Genomic DNA, 21,526 nt, shown 5'->3' with positions numbered 1-21,526 from the left:
GATAGGAGGGATTATGATGGCAACGGAAAAAATTACGATGCCTCAACTAGGAGAAAGTGTAACAGAAGGTACGATTAGTTCGTGGCTAGTAAAAGCTGGCGACCATGTAAATAAATACGATCCAATCGCTGAGGTAATGACTGACAAAGTAAATGCCGAAGTACCGTCTTCCTTTACGGGGACTATCAAGGAAATTGTTGCAGCAGAGGGAGAAACACTAGCAGTAGGCGAACTTATATGTTATATTGAGACATCTTCAGCTGGTGATATGAAAGCTACTTCTGATACAGCAAATATTGAAACAGATTCCAATGAGTCGAATGAGGGAGTCCAATTAAGTGACCAGTCTATGAAAAAGCGGTATTCTCCGGCAGTGTTAAGACTAGCACAAGAAAATAATATTAATCTAGAACAGGTAGTAGGTACCGGTCGTGGTGGTAGAATTACTCGGAAAGACCTTGAAAAAATTATATCTACAGGACAAATACCTACCACTAGTGCACCAAGTGCTGAGTCCAATTCAACTTCTGAACAAGAAGTAGTTCAATCTAATACATCGAAACCATCGCAAGTCTCATCTGCTCCCCAACCAACATCACAAGTTGGAGATCTAGAGATACCAGTTACAGGTGTACGTAAAATTATTGCACAAAATATGGTTCGTTCTAAAACAGAAATACCTCATGCATGGATGACGGTTGAGGTAGATGTAACAGACCTAGTAAAATATCGAAATAAAATTAAAACTGAATTTAAACAAACGGAAGGTTATAATCTAACTTACTTTGCCTTTTTCGTGAAAGCAGTTGCTCAAGGGCTGAAGAAATTCCCACAATTAAATAGTACATGGGCAGGGGATAAGATTATTCAACGTAAAGATATTAACTTATCTATCGCAGTTGCGAAGGATCAAGAGTTATTTGTTCCTGTTATCAAGCATGCCGATGAGAAAAGTATTAAAGGAATCGCTCGTGAGATTAATGAATTGGCTCAGAAGGCTCGCACGAATAAGCTGACTGCGGATGACATGCAAGGAGGAACTTTTACCGTAAATAATACTGGTTCCTTTGGATCTGTACAATCTATGGGTGTTATCAATCATCCACAAGCTGCAATTTTACAGGTAGAGTCGATTGTTAAACGTCCAGTAATTATTAACGATATGTTTGCAGCTCGTGATATGGTAAACCTTTGTCTATCGCTTGATCACCGAATCTTAGATGGTTTAATTTGCGGTCAATTCTTAGCTTATGTAAAAGAATCATTAGAAAACATGAATGAAACTACTGTTCAAGTGTATTAGAACAAGCTTTAGGTTTGAATTTTGCGACTAAAATTGATAACCTAATTGTTAGGTAACAACAAAACTTAACATAAGGGGTGGCTTATATGGATTTTAATTTATTTATGAATGATATCGTTGATGCTGCACGTAAAGATATAACAGAAGCAGGATTTGTAGAATTAAAATCACCAGAAGAAGTGGATGCTGCATTAACTCGTCAAGGTACAACACTTGTGATGGTTAATTCTACTTGTGGTTGTGCTGGTGGTGTCGCTCGTCCGGCTGCTGCAAATGCAATTCACTATGACAAACGCCCAGATCATTTAGTGACGGTCTTTGCTGGGCAAGATCGTGAAGCTACGGAAAAGGCACGTACATATTTTGAGGGGTATCCACCATCTTCGCCTTCCTTTGCTTTCTTAAAAGATGGCAAGATTGTAACGATGCTTGAGCGTCATGAAATCGAAGGACATAGTGCAATGGAAGTTATGACAAAGCTTCAAGACATATTTGAGAAGCATTGTGAAGAAGTTTAATACATGAACCAAATAAGGCTGTCTCTCTAATCGGGTCAGCCTTATTTCTTGTAAGAAGTTATAATAATTATAATAAAAAAGACTGAAATTACGAAATGTAATCCAGTCCCTATCATTCTTATTTAAAAATTAACAATAAATGCTAAACCGTATGTTATAGTGGAAATAACCATACCAATGATCATGATGTAGATGACCATTTTCATACGTCGCTCACGCTTGGAGCTTCTCTTTGGAGCAGGTTTTGAAGTTTGCTTAGCAGACATTGACAAGTCCTCCTTAAATCGCATTGCTACTTGTATTTTAACGTTAAATGATAAATAGGACAAGTAAAAGTTTGGCATCCTATATTTTTTGGATTAAATTTTCTTAATATTTACCTTATTAGGAGATGTTACAAGATTCATCTTTGAAGGAATGGGGGAATAAGTATGAACATTGATCAAAAAGATGTCGAAAAGAAATGGAAGGATTCTATTGAAAAAAGTTTAAAGCGCTTTCCAGAACGGAAAGAGACTTTTAAAACTAGCTCTGATATTGAAGTGGAGAGACTATACTACCCCGAAAATGACAGCGTTTACGAGGAAAAATTAGGGTTTCCTGGTGAATACCCGTTTACGCGAGGTATACAACCAACGATGTATCGCAGTAAAAATTGGACGATGCGTCAATATGCCGGATTCGGTTCTGCGAAAGAAACGAATAAACGGTTCCGATATTTATTGGAGCAAGGGCAAACAGGATTATCGGTTGCTTTTGATTTACCTACTCAGATTGGCTATGACTCTGACGATCCAATGGCTGAAGGTGAAGTTGGAAAGGTAGGTGTAGCGATAGATACATTGCAGGATATGGAAGCACTTTTGGATAAAATCCCGCTTGATCAAGTTAGTACCTCTATGACCATAAATGCACCAGCATCCGTACTACTTTGCATGTATATCGCTGTTGGAGAAAAACAAGGAGTTCCGATAGAAAAATTAACTGGGACGATTCAGAATGATATTTTAAAAGAATATATTGCTAGGGGTACGTATATTTTTCCACCAAAGCCATCCATGCGACTGATAACGAATATATTTGAATATTGTCAAGCAAATGTACCGAAGTTTAATACCATTAGTATATCGGGTTACCATATTCGAGAAGCGGGATCAACTGCCGTACAAGAAGCTGCATTTACAATTGCGAATGGTATGGCGTACGTAGATGCAGCAATTGAATCTGGATTAGATGTGGATGCTTTCGCTCCTAGATTAGCGTTCTTCTTTAACGCACATAACAATTTCTTTGAAGAGATTGCTAAATTTAGAGCGGCAAGAAGAGTATGGGCAAGAATAATGAAGGAACAATATGATGCGAAGGACCCAAAAAGCTGGAAGTTACGTTTTCATACGCAAACAGGTGGTTCTACATTAACAGCTCAACAGCCTGACAATAATATCGTTCGAGTGACCATGCAAGCATTAGCGGCAGTGTTAGGTGGGACTCAGAGCCTACACACAAACTCGCGAGATGAAGCATTAGCGTTACCTACGGAGGAATCTGCACGTATTGCATTGCGTACACAACAAATTATTGCTCATGAAAGTGGTGTTACGGATACCATTGATCCTTTAGGAGGCTCCTATTTTGTAGAAGCATTAACAGATAAAATTGAATTAGAAATAGAAAAATACTTAGAACAAATTAATGAACTTGGCGGCGCTGTAGCAGCTATTGAGGAAGGTTTCATGCAACGCGAAATTCACCGAACAGCATATGAAACCCAGAAAGAAATAGAAAATGGTGAGGAAATAATTGTTGGATTAAATAAATTTACTATCGAAGAAAATGTTAATCCTGAATTACTAAAGGTGGATGAAGAATTAGAGCGCGAACAGAAGCAAAATCTTCAACGAATCCGAGAGACTCGTGATAATGAATTAGTTGATTCTACATTAAAACAAATAGCATGGGCTGCTAAAAATCCTACTGAGAATTTAATGCCTTTTATCTTACATGCGGTAAAAGCTTATGCTTCGGTTGGAGAAATCTGTAATGTTCTCCGGGCAGAATTTGGAGAATACGGAAGCTAGGGGAGGAGAACATGATATGGCAAAGATACGTGTATTAATAGCAAAACCAGGATTAGATGGTCATGACAGAGGAGCATTAGTTATTTCACAAGGCTTACGAGATCACGGAATGGAAGTCATTTACACAGGGCTACGACAATCTCCTGCCCAAATAGCAAAGGCTGCTATCCAAGAAGATGTAGATGTAATCGGTTTATCATCTTTATCCGGTGCACACCGTACACTTTTCCCGAAAGTAATTGAAGAATTGAATGCCTTAAATGCTGGTGATATTCCGGTTGTTGGTGGAGGGGTAATTCCTGCGGAGGACATTTCGTATCTAATGGAAAAAGGAATAAAAAGAATATTTACTAGTGGTTCTTCCATTGAAGAATTAGCAACGTATATACAACATTTAGTAGGTGAACCGAGCGGTGAGGTAACGAAGAAGATTTCTCATATTGGAATAGCTGTGAAATCAATTGATGATGTTCTTCCGTTTTATACAAATACACTTGGGTTGGAGTTTGAAGGGTTCGAGGAAATTGAATCAGAAGGGGTTAAAGTAGCATTTGTAAAAATTGGGGAGAGTCGTTTCGAATTATTAGAAGCGATACGTGAATCATCTCCTATTCACAAATTTATCGAAAAAAAAGGCGAAGGAATCCATCATATTGCAGTTCAAGTAGATGATATTGAGGCTAGAATTAAACAGATCAAGAGAAATGGAATTCAATTTGTTCAGGAAGAGCCAAAGGTTGGTGCACATGATTCTCGGATTGCTTTTCTTCATCCAAAGTCTACACATGGAGTTTTATTCGAACTCTGTGAGGAGTCGGGGGGAGAGGAATCATGATGGATATGTTCGATAAAATCAATGAGTTGTATGATAAGAGACGAATGGCAGAACTTGGTGGTGGAGATGAAAGAATTGCAAAGCAACATGCTAAAGGAAAATTAACTGCTAGGGAGCGCATCGATTATTTATTAGATGAAGGAACGTTTGTAGAATTAAATACGTTTATTGAAAATAGGGGAACTGATTTTGATATGAATGGTACCAGTGCAGCAGGTGATGGTGTTGTAACTGGTTTTGGGAAAATAAATGGGCGACCAGTCTATCTATTCGCCCAAGATTTTACACTTTATGGTGGTGCACTTGGGGAAATGCATGGCAAAAAAATTGCTGCGGTGATGGATTTAGCAGCAAAAAATGGTGTCCCATTCATTGGTTTGAATGATTCAGGTGGAGCGAGAATTCAAGAGGGGGTTTCCTCTCTGGACGGTTATGGACAAGTTTTCTATCGAAACTCGATTTATTCTGGCTATATCCCACAGATTTCCGTTATTATGGGTCCGAGTGCAGGAGGTGCTGTCTATTCTCCTGCCATAACAGATTTTGTTATCATGGTAGAAAAAACCTCTCAAATGTTTATTACTGGTCCTAAGGTTATTGAAACAGTAACAGGAGAAAAGATTTCATCTGAAGATTTAGGGGGAGCACACATCCACAATAGTAAAAGTGGTAATGCTCACTTTAAGGCTAAAACGGAAGAAGAGGCACTGGATCATGTAAAAAAACTACTCTCGTATTTACCAAATAATAATACGGAGAAACCATTAGTCACATCGTGTGTAGAGGATGAATTTGGTGAGTATCGTCCAGAACTAGTTGACATCGTTCCTTATAATTCTGCAAGGCCATATGATATCAAGAATGTTATTGAACAAATTGTGGATGAGGATAGTTTTTATGAAATTCAACAAGATTTTGCCAAAAATATCGTAGTAGGATTTGCTAGAATAAAAGGACAATCAGTAGGGCTGGTATGCAATCAACCGAAACATCTGGCAGGTGGACTTGATATAGATTCTAGTGATAAGGCTGCTCGATTTATTCGATTTTGCGATTGCTTTAATATTCCTATTATTACGTTTGAGGATGTTACAGGCTTCTTTCCTGGCATAAAACAAGAACATGGTGGTATCATACGACATGGAGCAAAAATCTTATATGCTTACTCCGAGGCGACTGTGCCAAAGCTAACCGTTATTGTTCGTAAGGCATATGGCGGTGCCTATGTCGCATTAAACAGTAAATCAATTGGTGCTGACCTGGTGTTTGCTTGGCCAAATGCTGAGATTGCGGTAATGGGGCCAGAAGGAGCAGCAAATATAATTTTTGCAAAAGAAATTGCTGCGAGTGACGATCCGGAAGTTACTCGTCAGGAAAAAATTAATACATACCGGGAAAAATTTGCAAATCCATATATAGCTGCAAAGCTAGGTATGGTGGATGACGTTATCGATCCGAGAGAAACTAGAATAAAGTTAATTCAAGGGTTGGAAATGTTAAAATCTAAAAAAGAGGAACGTCCTTATAAGAAACATGGGAATATTCCTCTGTAATAGGAGGTTGTACAGCATGGTCAATCAAGACAGACTAGTGAGTGAATTTATGGAATTAGTACAAGTGGATTCCGAGACTGGATTTGAAACAGAAATTGCTAAAGTATTAAAGCAAAAGTTCACAGATCTAGGTGTGGAAGTAGTAGAAGATAATGCAAAAGAGGTTACCGGACATGGAGCAAATAATCTTATATGTACATTGAAGGGAACAAAACAAGGTGTAGATGCAATCTATTTTACCTCTCATATGGATACAGTCGTACCAGGAAAAGGAATTAAACCATCCATTAAAGATGGTTATATTGTCTCAGATGGGACAACCATTCTTGGTTCAGATGATAAAGCGGGACTAGCAGCGATGTTGGAAGCAATTCGTACTATTCAAGAGAATAATATCGAACATGGTGATGTTCAATTTGTTATTACCGTTGGAGAGGAATCCGGACTTGTAGGTGCAAAGGCACTAGACTCGTCTCAAATCAATGCAAAATTCGGTTACGCTTTAGATAGTAATGGAGATGTTGGTGATATTATTGTTGCGGCTCCAACACAAGCGAAAATCCATACCATTATTAAAGGGAAAACAGCTCATGCTGGTGTAGCACCTGAAAAAGGTGTATCAGCTATTACTATAGCAGCAAAAGCAATTTCTAAAATGCCTCTAGGTCGAATTGACGAAGAAACGACAGCGAATATTGGCCGATTTGAAGGTGGAAAACAAACCAATATCGTCGTTGACCACGTGGAGATTCTAGCAGAGGCTCGTTCACTCGTCCCGGAAAAGATGGAATCTCAAGTGGCTAAAATGAAAGAAGCATTTGAATCCACTGCAAAGGATATGGGTGGCGAAGCGATCGTTGATATTAAAGTGATGTATCCTGGATTCAAACAACAAGCAGGTGATGAAGTAGTAGAAGTCGCAAGGAGAGCTGCTGCATCAATCGGAAGAGAAAGTAAGCTATTAAAAAGTGGCGGAGGTAGTGATGCCAATGTGATAGCAGGATTTGGTATTCCAACCGTTAACTTAGCAGTTGGTTATGAAGAAATTCATACAACGAACGAACGTATTCCTGTTGACGAATTAGTAAAAGTTACAGAATTAGTAACAGCTATTATTGAAGAAGTAGCGAAATAAGAAGCTTACTAACGATGATTCGCATCAATAAATAAAAGACTGCATCCTAATTGTTATAGGACAATTAGAGGTGCGGTTTTTTTGGTGTTTTTGAGATAGAATATTCTGTACAAAACTGGTATAAGGGGGAGCTCTATGAGAGGAGAGAGCATGAATAAAATAATGTTAATCGGCTCAGGTGGAGCAGGAAAATCGACTCTAGCAAAGGAAATAGGTCAAAAGCTAAACATTCCTGTATATCATCTTGATTCTTTTCTGTGGAAAGCTAATTGGGAAGCTGTAACAAGGGAGAATCAAATAAAAATACAAAACGATTTAATTCAAGAGAAAGAGTGGATTATCGATGGTAACTACGGCGGAACGATGGATATTAGGCTAAAGGCAGCTGATACTATTATATATTTAGATGTAAACCGTATAATCTGTGTCTACCGTGCGTTTAAGCGAATGTTAAAATACCGAAATAAACAAAGGCCAGACATGGCAGTAGGCTGTGAAGAGAAGATTGATTTTGGTTTCTTGAAATGGATATGGAATTATCCTAAGACAAAGAGACCGGAAACCATTAATAAACTAAATCAATTGAAGAATGATAAAACTATCATCATTTTACATTCCCCTAAAGAAATCAAACAGTTTATAGGAAAAATGAGCTAGTGGGCTAGGTGTAGGTAGACAAACTTTTGTTTGGGGCTTTCATTAGAACCTGTAACAAGTAAAGCTTATTTTCTATGTGCTATAATAGTTGGTAGAAACAACTGTTCGGAAAGGTGCCTGTTCAAACATGAAAGCAAATAATGCTCGGATAATATTTCACTTAGATATGAATAGCTTCTATGCTTCAGTAGAGACGGCATACCATACAGCTTGGAAAGGAAAACCATTAGCAGTAGCAGGTAATCCAGAGGAGCGTAGAGGGATCATCATAACGAGTAATTATGAGGCGAGAGCAAAAGGAGTAAAGACAACGATGCCCGTCTGGCAAGCGAAAAAGCTCTGTCCGGAGCTTATTGTCGTTCGTCCGAATTTTGAGAGATATCGTCTTGCTTCTAGAGAAATCTTCAAATTGATGTACGCCATTACCCCATTTGTAGAGCCAGTATCTATTGATGAAGGTTATATGGATGTTACAGATGCTTGTCAACCCAATGAAACGATGAAACTTGCTGAAAACCTTCAACAAAAGATTAAACGAGAGCTTGATTTACCGTGTAGTATAGGGATTGCGCCTAATAAATTTCTAGCAAAGATGGCTTCAGATATGAAAAAACCGATGGGGATAACGATTCTTCGCAAACGTGATATCCCTGAAAAACTTTGGCCATTACCAGTTGGAGAAATGTATGGAGTAGGAAAGAAAACAGCAGAAAAGTTACAAACGATTGATATACAAACGATAGGGGATTTAGCTGCGGGTGATGTGTATCGTTTAAAACAACTACTCGGGATTAATGGAGAACGTTTAAAAAACAGGGCAAATGGTATTGATTTAAGGCCGGTTGACCCTGATGCTGTGAATGAATTTAAAAGTATTGGTAGTTCTGAGACGTTACCGATGGATACAACTGATGAGTTAGAAATTAAAGCTTTATTTCAAGCATTAGCGGAAAATGTTGAAATAAGAATGAAACGGAAGAATGCTGCTGCACGTACCGTTCAAATCACCGTACGCTATTATGATCGGAAAACCATTACTCGTAGCAAAAAACTGCCTAACTTTATCGAGAGGAAAGTAGACATCCTTAAGGTAGCAATGGAACTTTTTGATTCACATTGGAATAGGGAACCAGTCCGTTTACTTGGTATCGCTGTACAAGATGTGGAAGAGAAACATAATATCATTCATCAGCTAGATTTATTTACCTATGAGAAAGATGCGGAAAAAGAAAAACTCTACACAGCGATAGATAAATTAACACAAAAGTATGGAAAAAATCCTTTCATTGAAGTTAAAGAGGATATAGAGAATCAGCCTAGAACGAGCTTCCAAAAGGACTTTTTAGATGATTATAAGAAATAGGTTCAAGTTCAAAAGTAGAACTTGAACCTATTATTATTTCATAACCTTTTTTATGAAGGAAAGTGCGAGTTTACCACCAGGGTAACGAAAGGGTAGGTCAAATTTAGTTGTTTGCTTTAGGATGCTTTTCTGATGGGAAAACGTATCGAAACTACTCTTGCCGTGGTAGCCACCCATCCCACTATTTCCAACACCACCGAATGGCATATTGGGATTAGCAAGATGATACAGTGTATCATTGATACAACCGCCCCCAAAAGAAAGACTTGTCAATACTTTTTCTTGTTGCTTTTCTTTCTCACCAAAGTAGTATAAAGCCAAAGGTTTTTCTCGATGTTTTAATTCCATTATAACGTCATTTAATTCTTGGAAGGTTAGGGTCGGTAATATCGGACCAAAAATCTCTTCTTGCATGACGGGATCGTCCCATGTAATGTCATCTAAAATGGTCGGCTCTATTTTAAGCCTATTACTATCGGTATTACCACCATATACAATTTTTCCATTGGAAAGGAAAGAAGTTAATCGATCAAAGTGACCCTTGTGGATAATACGAACCATGTCTCTGTTATTTAAAGGATTTTTACTATACAAGCTTTTGATTTGCTTGATCATCTCTTTTAACAATTTATCTTTCACTTTCTGATGGACATACAGATAATCAGGTGCAACACATGTCTGTCCAGAATTGGTATATTTCCCCCAAATAATACGTTTAGCCGCTAAAGAGAGGTTTGCATCCTTATCAATAATGGCTGGACTCTTACCGCCTAATTCCAGGGTGACAGGGGTAAGGTGTTTACTTGCTTCGCGCATGATTATTTTACCGACTTCTGTACTTCCGGTGAAGAATATATAATCAAAGCGCTCTTGTAATAAGGCTTCACTTACTTCTCTTTCTCCTTCTACTACAGCAAAATAATTCGGGTCAAAGGTATCCTTAATCATTTTATTTAATAGGGAAGAAGTTGCTGGGCTGTGTTCGGATGGTTTGATAATAACAGTATTTCCAGCAGCTATTGCCCCTATTGCTGGTGCTATTGCAAGATTTAAAGGATAGTTCCATGGTGAAATAACTAATGTTACCCCATATGGTTCTTTCCGGATAAAGTTTTTGGTTCCCTTATGGGTAATTGGGGCATCGACTGGTTCATCCTTCATCCAAGCTTTTAGATGGCTCTCTGTATGTTTTAATTCGTTATAAAGAAAACCTAGCTCTGTCGTAAACGTTTCAAATTGTGATTTATTTAGATCTTTCTCAAGTGCTTGATAAATTTCTTTTTCGTATTTTTCGAGCATATCACGTAGAGCGTGGAGCTGCTCCATACGAAATTGGTAACTTCGTGTGCGTTCACTTAAAAAGAACTCTCGTTGGCTAGCTACTAGACTGTGAACTTGGATCATCCTAACACTCCTTTTTATTTGGATGGTATTTGAAATTGATAAAAGTCGCTCGCGATGTACGAATCCGGGAAGATCTCTTGTGCTTCCTGTAAAAGTACATCAATTTCTTCGGACTGGTATCTGGAAGAAATGTGTGTCATCACTAGTCGCTTTACATTTGCTTTTTTTGCAAGTGCTGCTGCTTGTTCTGTAGTAGAATGGTAGTAGTCTTCAGCTAGAGCAACCTTTTCTTTATCAAAAGTTGCTTCATGTACGAGTACATCTACACCATTTACGAATTCATGATTACGATGTGTAGATCTGGTGTCACCCAAGATTGCGATATGTCGACCAATCTTGTCTGGACCTATGAAATCCTTACGATTTAATTTGCGTCCATCTTCTAATGTAACTACCTCATTCTCTTTAATTTGTCGATAGATTGGTCCTGGAGGTATCCCAAATGCTTTAAGCTGATCAACCTGTAACTCTCCAGGTTTATTTTTTTCTTCTATACGAAATCCGTAACTTGGAACTCCATGCTCTAATTTCTTGCAATAGACCGAAAACTGTTCATCCTCAAAGATTTTTCCTTCTTCAATCTCGACAAAGGTGAGGGGATAGGTAATATGAGTACCACTTAAGGTAAGGCTTGTATCCACGAATTCCTTTATTCCCTTGGGGCCAAAGATGGTTAATTCATCTTCGCCACCTTGAAATGATCGAGAGCTTAATAACCCTGGTAATCCAAAAATATGATCACCATGCATATGTGTAATGAAAATTTTATTGATTTTTCTAGGTTTTATGGATGTGTTTAAGATTTGATGTTGGGTGGCCTCGCCACAGTCAAATAACCACACGCTATTCGCTTCTTGCAAGAGCATGAGAGCAACAGCGGAAACATTCCTTTCCTTTGATGGTACACCAGATCCCGTGCCTAAAAAATATAGTTCCATGATGTCCCTCCTAGTTCCAACCTCTTATGTATTGTTTAGGAGGTTCAATTGTATACCCTAATTCATCAGCAGCTGCTTTTGCCCAGTAAGGATTTTTAAGTAAAGACCTTCCAATAAAAATAAGATCCGCGCGGTTATTTTGTAGAATTTCTTCTGCTTGAATCCCGGTAGTAATCAGTCCAACTGCACCTGTAGGGATATTGACTTCTTGTTTTATCGTTTCACATTGCTTAATTTGGTATCCGGGATATACGTTGATTTTTGTAGGGACAACTCCACCAGAACTACAATCTATTAAGTCGACTCCGAGGTCTTTTAATTGTTGACTATAAAATAGGAAGTCACCTAATGTATTTCCATCTGGATGGTATTCATCTGCTGATATACGGACGAATATCGCTCCGGAGAAATTTTGTTTGACCACTTCAACAACTTCTCTTAAAAGGCGAAATCGGTTGTTACGGTCTCCGCCATATTCATCTGTCCGTCTATTCGAAAGTGGTGATAGAAACTGATTAATTAGGTACCCATGTGCTGCGTGAATTTCCACCATATCAAATCCAGCTTGTTCAGAACGTTTTGCAGCACTGCCAAATGCCTCGACTACCTTTTGAATGGATGGAGTATCTAAGGCGGTTGGTTCTTTCGATTTTTCATTAAAAGAGAGAGCAGAAGGTGCGTAAATAACCTCTTCATCTTGTGCTTTACGACCTGCATGTGCAAGTTGTATTCCAGCCTTTGTACCAAATTCATGTAGTTGGTTTACAAGGTCCTTTAAACCATCAATATGTTCATCATTCCAAATTCCTAGATCTCCGGAAGTGATTCTCCCAGCGGGTTCGACAGCAGTTGCTTCAATAATGATTAATCCAACTTGGCCTACAGCACGTGAAATATAATGTGTCATATGGAAAGGGGTTACTTTACCATCTTTATTATCAGAAGAGTACATACACATGGGAGACATAACAATTCTGTTTTTTAGTGTCATACTTTTAAACGTAATAGGTGAAAAAAGTTTTGCCATAGTAAAACCTCCATTTATATATTTCTTTTAAACTGAAATACTTTCCGAAATGTTATTGCTTTATAGGGAACATCGGTAAATATTCCATTACAATTCAATTGATAACAATTCATCATTTGCTTATATTTGTTTACTGTATAGATTCGAACAGGCATTTTCTGAGCTATAGCTTGTTGCATGAGTTCAGAATTAAGTAGTCGATACTTAATATGTAATGCATTAGCACCTAAGTCTTTCGCATATTCAACTAGATTTGGTTTCTTTTTTGAAGTGAGATAGGCGATTTCTAGGTCATTTTTGTATTTCGATAATCGCTTAATACTTTTAGAACTGAAGGTAGATATTGTTGTCCGATCTATAAGACGATGGCTCTTTAGACTTTCATATACAATCGATTCTAAATCTTGATAGTCAATTTTGTTGTTTTTTAATTCTATATTCAAATATAAATCCTTAGGCTTAATCCAGACGAGAAATTCTTCAAGCGAAATAATTCTAGCATCTGAAAACTCCGAAGCAAACCAGGAGCCAGCATCTAATTGCTTTAGTTCTTCATAAGTGAATTCTTTTACATAACCAGTGCCATTCGTGGTACGTTTTAAAGTCTCATCATGGATTAAAACCGGTACATTATCCTTTGTAAGTTGGACATCGGTTTCTATACCTTCTGCTCCTAGTTGATAGGCAAGCTCGAAGGCATACATCGTATTTTCTGGTGCTAGTTTGCTTGCACCTCTATGGCCAATAATTTTCGTAGTCAAGTGGCTTCACCTCTCTAATTAGATTTTGTTGGAAAGAATAGGGAAAGTCAATTAATAAATAAGGTTTTCATCGTAAAGTAAGTTTTGTCGAGTGACTTCTTTAAATTTTAACGTTAAAATAAGAAGAAGGGAATGAATGGTTATTCATTTTAGGGAGTTTCTAAGGGAATGAGGGGTAGTTTATTATGATAGTGGTCAAAAATAAAATTCATCAAATTACAGTTCCGACTCCGTTTGCAGTAGGAGATACACATGTTTATTTGCTGAAGGGTGACACGTTATCTCTTGTAGATGCTGGCGTGAAAACAGAAGAGGCATGGGAGGCAATCCTGTCACAACTAAAAGAAATTGGCTATAAATCAAGTGACATAGAACAAATTATTCTAACACATCATCATCCTGACCATACTGGTTTGATAGAGAGATTTGATAGAGCTGAGCAAACAGTAGGGCATCAATATGTTACTCCATGGATTACGAGAGACGAAGCATATTTTAGTCGTTTTGAGGCCTTTTATCATGAATACTTTAATGAAAATGGAGTTCCCAAGCGCTTTCTAGCTCAATTGGAAAAGTTACGTGGTCAGCTTAAATGGGCTGGTAAGGGGAATTTGACCACAGTGATTACAGAAGGAGATACGTTACCAGGTCATCCTGAATTTACTGTGATTGATACAAAAGGGCATGCCCAGAGCCATCTATCCTTTTTAGGGAAGGATGGTACATTTATAGGTGGCGATCATTTGCTTCAGCACATTAGTCCTAACCCGATTATGGAGCCCCCACGGGAAGGAGAGGTAGTACGTCCAAAGCCATTATTACAGTATCGTGAGAATTTGGAAAAGTGTCGTAAACTAGGAATCAATATGGTTCTACCGGGACATGGTGATATATTTACGAATGTCGAGGAAGTCATAACGCAAAGATTTACGAAACAAGAAAATCGAGCCAAAAAAGTACTTAACTTGATAAAGGAGTACCCAAAAACGGCGTTTCAAATTTGTGAGGAATTGTTTTCCCTACATTTTGAGAAACAGATAGATTTAACGATGTCTGAGACAATTGGACAATTAGACTATTTAGAACATATAGGCTTAGTTTCAAAAAAGATGGAGGACGGAGTATACTTTTATCATGCAAACTAATTATGTAGGAAAGAAGATTGTAGTTACTGGGGCGTCAAGTGGCATAGGAGAAATGATAGTAAAAAAAATTGCTGCTGGCGGTGGCATACCTATCATGCTTGCCCGCTCATTAGATAAGTTACGACAACTTCAAGAACAAATAAAAGAAGAATATAAGATTCATGCATTTTATTATCAAGTAGACCTAACTGATGAAGAACAAATGGTAGGAGTTGTCTCTACTATAATTCAAGAACATGAGGATATTACTGTATTGATAAATAATGCTGGAATAGGTGTGTTCCAATACGTGTCGGATACGAAATGGGAAGATGTACAGGTAATGTTTCGCTTGAATGTACTGGCGGTTATTCGTATGACTCAGTTATTCCTACCATATTTAATGCAACAGAAACAAGGGCATATAATAAATATTGCTTCCCAAGCGGGTAAAATCTCAACGCCTAAATCAGCTGTGTATGCTTCAACAAAGCATGCAATTATTGGCTTTTCCAATGCATTAAGACAAGAAATGGCTAATAATAATATATATGTTACAACAGTAAACTTAGGTCCAGTAAAAACAAATTTCTTTTCTCATGCAGATCCAGAGGGAAATTACCAAAAGAGTGTGGATCGGTATATGCTGGATCCCGAGAAAGTAGCAGCTAGAATCACAGAAGTGCTTCTTACTAGAAAACGGGAGATTAATATGCCATTATGGATGGACATCGGTAGTAGATTTTATCAGCTTTTTCCTGGTATGATGGAGAAAGCATTAAAATCACAATTCAACAAGAAATAGGGGATTATGATGAAACTAACCATTACTGAGCTTGCACAGGAAAAAATTAATGAATTAGGTCAAGAATATAAATATATAATGCTCCGTTATGACACAGCAGGATTAGGATGTGGCGTAAATGGGATGCCGACCTTTTCTTTAGTAAATGAATTACCTGAGGACTATATGAAAGTAGAAAATGATACGATTCCAACTGTTGTTCACAAGATGAAGTCCGTATTCTTCGCGGAAGATATGAAGTTAGATTTCATTAATAGCACATTCCGCTTATCTAGTCCAGACGGAATTCTAAATGCTTTTATAGCTCCAGGTAGTGTAATAAGTAAGTAACCATAATAATAGTACAAAGGGTCGCAATGTATTAAAACTTTGCGATCTTTTTTTGTTAAATTTTTTCGATTTTTATGTTAATATTAAAAAATAAAGAAAGGCTGTGTGGGTGTATGTGGATTACTAGAAGTAAAACAGATGAGGCGGAACGATTATTAGCAATTCAACAAGAAGCGTTTGCTTGTGACCTTCGCAAGTACGAAGATTACGATACTAGTCCTGTTAACGAACCAATTGATAGATTAAGAACCAAGATTAACACTTTTTATCACTATACCATTTGGCAAGACAGTAATATTATTGGCGGGATTGATATTAGGGATCTTGGAAATGGGAAATACCGTTTAAATAGAATCTTCCTATTACAGGAATATCAAAACAAAGGTTTAGGTACTCAAATAATCAACCGTGTTGAATCTGAGTTTCCGCAGGCTGTGGAATGGTATTTAGATACTCCTCACTTAAATAATAGGAATAGACACTTTTATGAAAAGCTTGGTTATCAGCAAATAGGTGAACATCGACTCTCGGATAAATTAATTTTGATAGATTATAAAAAGACGATAAATAAATAAAAATAGTATTATTGGGGGAATATAGTTGGAAACGGCAGAATTAGTTGTACTAACTGAGGAGAATCTAGAGCGGGAAGGCTGCTACTGCTTACGTAGCAAACCTAAATCTTCGGGATATCAAGGGAAAAACGATTGGTTAACAGCTAAATTTATAGAGAATCTAAAATACATAAAACTGATGGAAGATGATAAGGCAGCTGGATTCATTGAATATATCCCAATCGAATATTCTTCAAGAGTGGTATTTGGCGAAAATTACCATGTTATTCATTGTTTATGGGTGAATAATACTGGGAAGGGATATGCATCCAGATTAATACAAACTTGTATACAAGATGCGCAAGAACATAAAAAAGATGGGATAGTTGTCGTGACGAATCCAGATACATCATGGACCCCGAGTAAGGAAGTTTTTATTAAAAATGGTTTCGAAGAAGTAGACCGTGCACCTTATGGATTTGAATTGTTGGTTTATAAAACCGGGGAAGCGGCTATTCCTTATTTTCCAACGAATTGGAGTGATAGATTGAGAGTTTTTGATGACTTGACAATCCTTCGTACACAACAATGTCCTTTTCTGGATATAGCAACTGATAATCTAGCCACCGCGGCAACGAAATTAGGAATTAAGGCAAATATAATACACTTGCAGAGTAGAGAACAGTTACTAAACCTCTCCCCAACCCCTTATGGAGTATACGGTGTGATTTACAAACAACAATTAATTACCTACCACAGACTAACATCGCACTCTGCGATGAAGCGGTTAAAAGAGTTAATGTGAGAAGAAGGAGGTTGGGACGTAAATAATTAATTGTTTATTATATCCCAATCTCTTCTTTTAGTTCATTCATCGATGCTGTTTATATCGATTTGCTTTTGTAATCTCTTTTAGTGCGAGATAATCCTTATCGGTAAGCGGTATCTCGGTATCTACTTTTGAGTTCTCTGCTACTTGTTCAATTGAACTTGCTCCAAATACAGCTGTTGCTACTACTGGATGTTGAAGCACATATTGTAGTGCAAGATTTGTAACCTCGGTTGATTGTTCAGTTAGTTTATTGACTATTCTTGTTAGTTCAGAACCTGTATAATCTATGTATCCCTCTTTTCCTTTTGTCGCAACAATCTTTTGGGCTTGGTTACTCAACAACCCTTTAGCAAGCGGTCCTCGTGCTAGAACACTGATATTGTTCTGATGTAATAAATCTAATGTTTCTTCTTCAGGTCTACGATCAAGAAGACTATACTGGGTCATGACACCATCAATAGAGGACTTCTTTACATACTCTCTAATTACGTTCGGTCGAATAGAAGAAATCCCGTATGAGCGAATTATCCCTTCTTGCTTCAACTCCTCGAATGCTTCAATCGTTTCGTCAATAGGATCATCCATTGTTCCTCCGTGAAGCATATAGAAATCAATATAATCAGTCTGTAATCTTTTTAAACTTTCTTTCACTTCAGCTTTTATGTAGGATTTAGAAGGGTCCCAATACCAATCGTTCGATTCTTTGTTAAAGTGGTTTCCGACTTTAGTGGTAATGATCAATTGATTTCTTTTATCCTTAATGGCTTCTCCAACGATTTCCTCATTTAAACCAAAGTCATATAAATCAGCTGTGTCCAAATGGTTTATACCCATGTCTAGTGCAAAATCAATGATGTTTTTGGCATTGTTCTTATCGGTTCCAAGTGACATACACCCTAAAGTTAATGCTGAAATGTTGATGTCTGACTTTCCTAATCTATTCATTTTCATTTCCACTACCTCCTATACTTATCATATTGTAAATAATAGTGAATTGCCAATCTGGAAGAATTAACTTAACGAATACCTTATGCTAAAATGAATCATTATAGATAAAGGATGAAATCAATGAAAAAATTTGAAGAAAAGTCCATACACTCAGAGGAGATTTTTAACGGAAAGGTGATAAGCCTACAAATCGATGACGTGCTACTACCCAATGGTAATAAGGCAAAAAGAGAACTCGTTAAGCACCCAGGAGCAGTTGGAATTATCCCGATTACACAAGATAACAAGATTGTACTAGTGGAACAATATCGTAAGCCATTAGAAAAGCCTATTATAGAAATACCTGCAGGGAAAATGGAACCGGGCGAGGCTCCAGAGCTAACTGCTTTAAGGGAGTTAGAAGAGGAAACAGGCTATACGACAAAGAGCTTGGATAAAATCTGTTCGTTCTATACTTCTCCGGGATTTGCTGATGAAATTATGCATATTTATTTGGCAAGGGATATTGAAAAACTAGAAAATCCTCCATCCTTAGATGAGGATGAATTCGTTGAAATATTAGAAATGACACTTGAGGAAGCTAAGAAATACGTGCTAGAGGAACGTATTCATGATGCTAAAACAAATTATGCTATTTTATACTTAGAAATGCAGGAGCTGTTATAGATGTTAAACACGTATTTTGCCGATATGCACATTCACATCGGAAGAGATATTTACGATAAGCCGGTCAAGATTACTGCTTCCAAAACACTCACCATCACGAACATTTTAAAAGAATCTAGTCGTAACAAGGGTATTAGTCTAATAGGAGTTATTGACTGCCAATCTCCGAATGTTCAGATTGAGTTAAAACAATTATTGGAAAAAGGCGAAGCATATGAACTAGAAGATGGTGGGATACGCTTTGAAGAAGTAACACTACTATTGGGTTCTGAGATCGAAGTATATGATGAGAACTGTAAAGGACCTATCCATGTGCTCTGTTTTCTACCAGGACTACGGGAGATGGAACAATTCTCAGAATGGTTAGTAGACCGTATGAAGAACATTACATTAAGCTCACAACGGTATTATGGATCTGCTAAAGAGCTCCAATATAAAGTGAAGGAACTTTCTGGAATTTTTATACCTGCTCATGTTTTTACACCATACAAAAGTTTATACGGAAAAGGTGTCGAGCAATCATTAACAGAAGTTCTTGATCCTGATTTAATTGATGCGGTTGAATTAGGATTAAGCTCTGATACGTATATGGCTGATAAGATATCAGAACTTCATACTTATACATTCCTTACAAATTCTGACGCCCATTCATTAGCGAAAATCGGCCGAGAGTATCAAGAGATTCAGATGAAAGAACCTTCATTTAAGGAATTTCATTTTGCCCTACATAATATTGAAGATCGAAAAATTGTTCGTAACTTTGGTATGAATCCACAACTTGGAAAATACCATAAAACGGTTTGTGATAAATGCCTGCATTATATGGATTCCAATTCTATCATCTGTGAGAAATGTGGTTCGAAAAAGGTGGTTAAAGGAGTAGCCGATAGAATAGATGAATTAGCTGACTATGAAGGAAAACTTGAAGACAGACCGCCGTATTTGTACCAGGTTCCTTTAGAATATCTGCCAAAGCTAGGTCCGAAAACCTATGATAAGCTATTAGAGAGATTTCACACTGAAATGAATATTATTCATCATGCACCATACAATGAAATAGTAGCAGTTGTACCAGAGCATATTGCACAATCTATTGTTCACATGAGGGAAGGTAAGCTTTCTATTGTGGCAGGTGGTGGCGGTAAATATGGTAGTGTTACACAAGACTAACAATTTTACATGATAAAGATAGATTTGATAGGAATGTTTATTAGGTATTCTTCATAGCTTTTAATATAGACAAGAGTGAATGGAGGATTCCACGTGAATAAACGGAAAGTTTTACTGAATCATTTACAAACGCATGCGACGATATATGTTTTTATGGTTATATTATTTCTAACTGGGATTGTTTTTGGAGCTATTGTTGTCAATAGTATGGGGTTTGTTCAAAAGCAAGATCTATTCTTTTACTTGGAACGTTTTTTTGGACATCTAACTAATGATAACTCCATTGATAAAAATGCAGTACTAAAAGAAAGCTTTTTCTATCATATCAAATACTTGTCTCTATTATTTATATTAGGTTTATCTGTAATTGGTTTACCAGTAGTGTGGATTCTAATCTTTCTAAAAGGGTTGGTAGTTGGTTTTTCTGTTGGTTTTATCGTAAATCAACTTGGTATGAAAGGATTTTTACTAGCAACCTTGTCTATAGCACCTCAGAATATTATGGTGATACCTATCTATATTATTGCCGGTAGCTTATCCATGATATTTACCCTAGGTTTGTTAAGTAAACTATTTGCTAGGAAAGTATCGTTTTCTCAACCGGTGTTACAACCATTTGTGAAATATGTGGTAGTATTTACATTTTTATTAATTGCTTCTATTGTACCGGCAATTATAGAAGCATATGTCGCAAACGAAGCAATGGTTTCTTATATAACCTCCATGTATAATGCTGATTAGAATATCTTAAATTTATGTGTTATATGGAGAGATGCTGCTATTTCATACACATGATACGTTACATTTTAGTAAGATGAATATGTCCCTATCGAAATAGGAATAGACTTATTTTGTATTTATGCTTTGACACTCCCTTTAGCTGTGCATATAATAAAGATGGGATATGAGGGGAGGAGATCGCCATGGAACATCGTATTGACCGCATTAAGAAAGAACTTCATGCACAGAGCTACAAGCTAACTCCACAACGTGAAGCAACAGTACGAGTGCTACTCGAACGAGAAGCGGACCATTTAAGTGCTGAGGACATTTTTCTATTGGTAAAAGAAAAAGCTCCAGAGATTGGTTTGGCAACTGTATATCGTACATTGGAATTATTATCCGAACTTAAAATTGTAGACAAAATTAATTTTGGCGATGGCGTCTCCAGATACGATCTTCGAAAAGAAGGTGCTAAGCACTTCCACCATCATCTAGTTTGTATTGAATGTGGCTCAGTTGAGGAAATTATGGATGATTTATTAGGAGATGTAGAAAAAATAGTAGAGAGTGAATGGGGTTTTAAAGTACAGGACCACCGTTTAACTTTCCATGGATTATGTAGAGTTTGTCAAAAAGCTACAGTTGAATCTACTACTTAAAAAATGCCTTTTCTGAACGAGAGGGCATTATTTGTTTTTCAATGTTTCTTTTTTAGTGTAAGATAGAAGAGTAGTATTTTATTTTTACAGATAGGACTAGTTTTATAGTTATTATGTATAAAGTGAATTCTTTTTGGCATATC

General features: G+C 37.2%; 23 protein-coding genes. 17 read left to right on the top strand and 6 right to left on the bottom strand.

The annotated features are described in order from the left end of the window. Positions 1–16: 16 nt before the first annotated feature. Entirely contained in the window at positions 17–1,303 is a 1,287-nt protein-coding gene (locus tag G5W_RS0100155) for a dihydrolipoamide acetyltransferase family protein (RefSeq protein ID WP_010093165.1), read from the top strand. Positions 1,304–1,389: 86 nt separating this feature from the next. Next, on the top strand, positions 1,390–1,821 hold the full coding sequence (locus G5W_RS0100150; RefSeq protein ID WP_010093164.1) for a BrxA/BrxB family bacilliredoxin: 432 nt from the start codon (positions 1,390–1,392) through the stop codon (positions 1,819–1,821). A 122-nt stretch (positions 1,822–1,943) separates the two neighbouring features. Here G5W_RS0100150 and G5W_RS23900 read toward each other — a convergent pair whose 3' ends face one another. After that, on the bottom strand, positions 1,944–2,087 hold the full coding sequence (locus G5W_RS23900; protein ID WP_010093163.1) for a hypothetical protein: 144 nt from the start codon (positions 2,085–2,087) through the stop codon (positions 1,944–1,946). Positions 2,088–2,252: 165 nt separating this feature from the next. Here G5W_RS23900 and G5W_RS0100140 point away from each other — a divergent pair, with 165 nt between their 5' ends. The 6 genes from G5W_RS0100140 to G5W_RS0100115 all read left to right on the top strand — a co-directional run bounded on the left by G5W_RS0100140 (position 2,253) and on the right by G5W_RS0100115 (position 9,442). Next, complete coding sequence (locus G5W_RS0100140) at positions 2,253–3,899, top strand: acyl-CoA mutase large subunit family protein (protein WP_010093162.1); 1,647 nt, start codon at positions 2,253–2,255, stop codon at positions 3,897–3,899. A 16-nt stretch (positions 3,900–3,915) separates the two neighbouring features. Beyond that, entirely contained in the window at positions 3,916–4,734 is an 819-nt protein-coding gene (mce, locus tag G5W_RS0100135; protein WP_029190950.1) for a methylmalonyl-CoA epimerase, read from the top strand. Further along, complete coding sequence (locus G5W_RS0100130) at positions 4,731–6,287, top strand: acyl-CoA carboxylase subunit beta (protein ID WP_029190949.1); 1,557 nt, start codon at positions 4,731–4,733, stop codon at positions 6,285–6,287. Before mce ends, G5W_RS0100130 begins: the two co-directional genes overlap by 4 nt. 16 nt (positions 6,288–6,303) lie before the next feature. Next, a complete protein-coding gene (locus tag G5W_RS0100125; protein WP_010093159.1) occupies positions 6,304–7,422 on the top strand; it encodes a M20/M25/M40 family metallo-hydrolase in 1,119 nt (372 codons plus the stop codon). A gap of 150 nt (positions 7,423–7,572) precedes the next feature. Next, entirely contained in the window at positions 7,573–8,079 is a 507-nt protein-coding gene (locus G5W_RS0100120) for a DNA topology modulation protein (RefSeq protein WP_010093158.1), read from the top strand. 127 nt (positions 8,080–8,206) lie between these two features. After that, a complete protein-coding gene (locus G5W_RS0100115; RefSeq protein ID WP_010093157.1) occupies positions 8,207–9,442 on the top strand; it encodes a DNA polymerase IV in 1,236 nt (411 codons plus the stop codon). Between the two features lie 33 nt (positions 9,443–9,475). Here G5W_RS0100115 and G5W_RS0100110 read toward each other — a convergent pair whose 3' ends face one another. The 4 genes from G5W_RS0100110 to G5W_RS0100095 are packed head-to-tail and all read right to left on the bottom strand — an operon-like array spanning position 9,476 to position 13,572. Then, a complete protein-coding gene (locus G5W_RS0100110; RefSeq protein WP_010093155.1) occupies positions 9,476–10,846 on the bottom strand; it encodes an aldehyde dehydrogenase in 1,371 nt (456 codons plus the stop codon). Positions 10,847–10,860: 14 nt separating this feature from the next. Continuing rightward, entirely contained in the window at positions 10,861–11,784 is a 924-nt protein-coding gene (gene rnz, locus G5W_RS0100105) for a ribonuclease Z (RefSeq protein ID WP_010093153.1), read from the bottom strand. A gap of 10 nt (positions 11,785–11,794) precedes the next feature. Next, entirely contained in the window at positions 11,795–12,811 is a 1,017-nt protein-coding gene (namA, locus tag G5W_RS0100100) for an NADPH dehydrogenase NamA (RefSeq protein ID WP_010093151.1), read from the bottom strand. 14 nt (positions 12,812–12,825) lie between these two features. Further along, positions 12,826–13,572, bottom strand: a complete 747-nt coding sequence (locus G5W_RS0100095) for a glycerophosphodiester phosphodiesterase (protein WP_010093148.1) — start codon at positions 13,570–13,572, stop codon at positions 12,826–12,828. A gap of 185 nt (positions 13,573–13,757) precedes the next feature. On the opposite strand from G5W_RS0100095, the gene G5W_RS0100090 reads away from it, so the two are divergent. The 5 genes from G5W_RS0100090 (at position 13,758) to G5W_RS0100070 (ending at position 17,190) form a co-directional block, all read left to right on the top strand. After that, positions 13,758–14,717, top strand: a complete 960-nt coding sequence (locus tag G5W_RS0100090) for an MBL fold metallo-hydrolase (RefSeq protein WP_010093146.1) — start codon at positions 13,758–13,760, stop codon at positions 14,715–14,717. Then, a complete protein-coding gene (locus tag G5W_RS0100085; protein WP_010093144.1) occupies positions 14,707–15,501 on the top strand; it encodes an SDR family NAD(P)-dependent oxidoreductase in 795 nt (264 codons plus the stop codon). Before G5W_RS0100090 ends, G5W_RS0100085 begins: the two co-directional genes overlap by 11 nt. Positions 15,502–15,510: 9 nt before the next feature. Continuing rightward, positions 15,511–15,831, top strand: coding sequence for an iron-sulfur cluster biosynthesis family protein (locus G5W_RS0100080; protein ID WP_010093142.1), 321 nt, complete (start codon positions 15,511–15,513; stop codon positions 15,829–15,831). Between the two features lie 113 nt (positions 15,832–15,944). Then, entirely contained in the window at positions 15,945–16,406 is a 462-nt protein-coding gene (locus G5W_RS0100075; protein WP_010093141.1) for a GNAT family N-acetyltransferase, read from the top strand. Positions 16,407–16,431: 25 nt separating this feature from the next. Further along, positions 16,432–17,190 (top strand): GNAT family N-acetyltransferase, encoded by a 759-nt coding sequence (locus tag G5W_RS0100070; RefSeq protein WP_010093140.1) that lies wholly within the window; start codon positions 16,432–16,434, stop codon positions 17,188–17,190. 66 nt (positions 17,191–17,256) lie between these two features. Here G5W_RS0100070 and G5W_RS0100065 read toward each other — a convergent pair whose 3' ends face one another. Continuing rightward, on the bottom strand, positions 17,257–18,168 hold the full coding sequence (locus G5W_RS0100065) for an aldo/keto reductase (RefSeq protein ID WP_010093139.1): 912 nt from the start codon (positions 18,166–18,168) through the stop codon (positions 17,257–17,259). Positions 18,169–18,285: 117 nt separating this feature from the next. Between G5W_RS0100065 and G5W_RS0100060 the strand changes: the two genes are divergently transcribed. The 4 genes from G5W_RS0100060 (at position 18,286) to fur (ending at position 21,383) form a co-directional block, all read left to right on the top strand. Next, positions 18,286–18,831, top strand: coding sequence for an NUDIX hydrolase (locus tag G5W_RS0100060; RefSeq protein ID WP_010093138.1), 546 nt, complete (start codon positions 18,286–18,288; stop codon positions 18,829–18,831). Next, positions 18,832–20,001: an endonuclease Q family protein gene (locus G5W_RS0100055; protein WP_010093137.1), complete on the top strand. Its 1,170-nt coding sequence runs from the start codon at positions 18,832–18,834 to the stop codon at positions 19,999–20,001. A gap of 93 nt (positions 20,002–20,094) precedes the next feature. Continuing rightward, positions 20,095–20,742: a stage II sporulation protein M gene (gene spoIIM / locus G5W_RS0100050; protein ID WP_010093136.1), complete on the top strand. Its 648-nt coding sequence runs from the start codon at positions 20,095–20,097 to the stop codon at positions 20,740–20,742. A gap of 182 nt (positions 20,743–20,924) precedes the next feature. Next, positions 20,925–21,383 (top strand): ferric iron uptake transcriptional regulator, encoded by a 459-nt coding sequence (gene fur, locus G5W_RS0100045; RefSeq protein WP_010093134.1) that lies wholly within the window; start codon positions 20,925–20,927, stop codon positions 21,381–21,383. Positions 21,384–21,526: the final 143 nt, after the last annotated feature.

This window comes from Ornithinibacillus scapharcae TW25 (assembly GCF_000190475.1).
GTDB lineage: Bacteria > Bacillota > Bacilli > Bacillales > Amphibacillaceae > Ornithinibacillus > Ornithinibacillus scapharcae.
Note: the sequence above shows the minus strand (reverse complement) of the source record. Positions and strands in the feature narration are given on the sequence as shown.

Bases quoted from the DNA above. Each gene is read 5' to 3' on its own strand.
- G5W_RS0100130 (WP_029190949.1), top strand. From the start codon at position 4,731: ATGATGGATATGTTCGATAAAATCAATGAGTTGTATGATAAGAGACGA.
- G5W_RS0100120 (WP_010093158.1), top strand. From the start codon at position 7,573: ATGAATAAAATAATGTTAATCGGCTCAGGTGGAGCAGGAAAATCGACT.
- G5W_RS0100110 (WP_010093155.1), bottom strand. From the start codon at position 10,846: ATGATCCAAGTTCACAGTCTAGTAGCTAGCCAACGAGAGTTCTTTTTA.
- G5W_RS0100090 (WP_010093146.1), top strand. From the start codon at position 13,758: ATGATAGTGGTCAAAAATAAAATTCATCAAATTACAGTTCCGACTCCG.
- fur (WP_010093134.1), top strand. From the start codon at position 20,925: ATGGAACATCGTATTGACCGCATTAAGAAAGAACTTCATGCACAGAGC.
- G5W_RS0100075 (WP_010093141.1), top strand. From the start codon at position 15,945: ATGTGGATTACTAGAAGTAAAACAGATGAGGCGGAACGATTATTAGCA.
- G5W_RS0100055 (WP_010093137.1), top strand. From the start codon at position 18,832: ATGTTAAACACGTATTTTGCCGATATGCACATTCACATCGGAAGAGAT.
- G5W_RS0100060 (WP_010093138.1), top strand. From the start codon at position 18,286: ATGAAAAAATTTGAAGAAAAGTCCATACACTCAGAGGAGATTTTTAAC.
- G5W_RS0100080 (WP_010093142.1), top strand. From the start codon at position 15,511: ATGAAACTAACCATTACTGAGCTTGCACAGGAAAAAATTAATGAATTA.
- rnz (WP_010093153.1), bottom strand. From the start codon at position 11,784: ATGGAACTATATTTTTTAGGCACGGGATCTGGTGTACCATCAAAGGAA.
- namA (WP_010093151.1), bottom strand. From the start codon at position 12,811: ATGGCAAAACTTTTTTCACCTATTACGTTTAAAAGTATGACACTAAAA.
- G5W_RS0100150 (WP_010093164.1), top strand. From the start codon at position 1,390: ATGGATTTTAATTTATTTATGAATGATATCGTTGATGCTGCACGTAAA.
- G5W_RS0100085 (WP_010093144.1), top strand. From the start codon at position 14,707: ATGCAAACTAATTATGTAGGAAAGAAGATTGTAGTTACTGGGGCGTCA.
- G5W_RS23900 (WP_010093163.1), bottom strand. From the start codon at position 2,087: ATGTCTGCTAAGCAAACTTCAAAACCTGCTCCAAAGAGAAGCTCCAAG.
- mce (WP_029190950.1), top strand. From the start codon at position 3,916: ATGGCAAAGATACGTGTATTAATAGCAAAACCAGGATTAGATGGTCAT.
- G5W_RS0100140 (WP_010093162.1), top strand. From the start codon at position 2,253: ATGAACATTGATCAAAAAGATGTCGAAAAGAAATGGAAGGATTCTATT.
- G5W_RS0100125 (WP_010093159.1), top strand. From the start codon at position 6,304: ATGGTCAATCAAGACAGACTAGTGAGTGAATTTATGGAATTAGTACAA.
- G5W_RS0100065 (WP_010093139.1), bottom strand. From the start codon at position 18,168: ATGAAAATGAATAGATTAGGAAAGTCAGACATCAACATTTCAGCATTA.
- G5W_RS0100155 (WP_010093165.1), top strand. From the start codon at position 17: ATGGCAACGGAAAAAATTACGATGCCTCAACTAGGAGAAAGTGTAACA.
- G5W_RS0100115 (WP_010093157.1), top strand. From the start codon at position 8,207: ATGAAAGCAAATAATGCTCGGATAATATTTCACTTAGATATGAATAGC.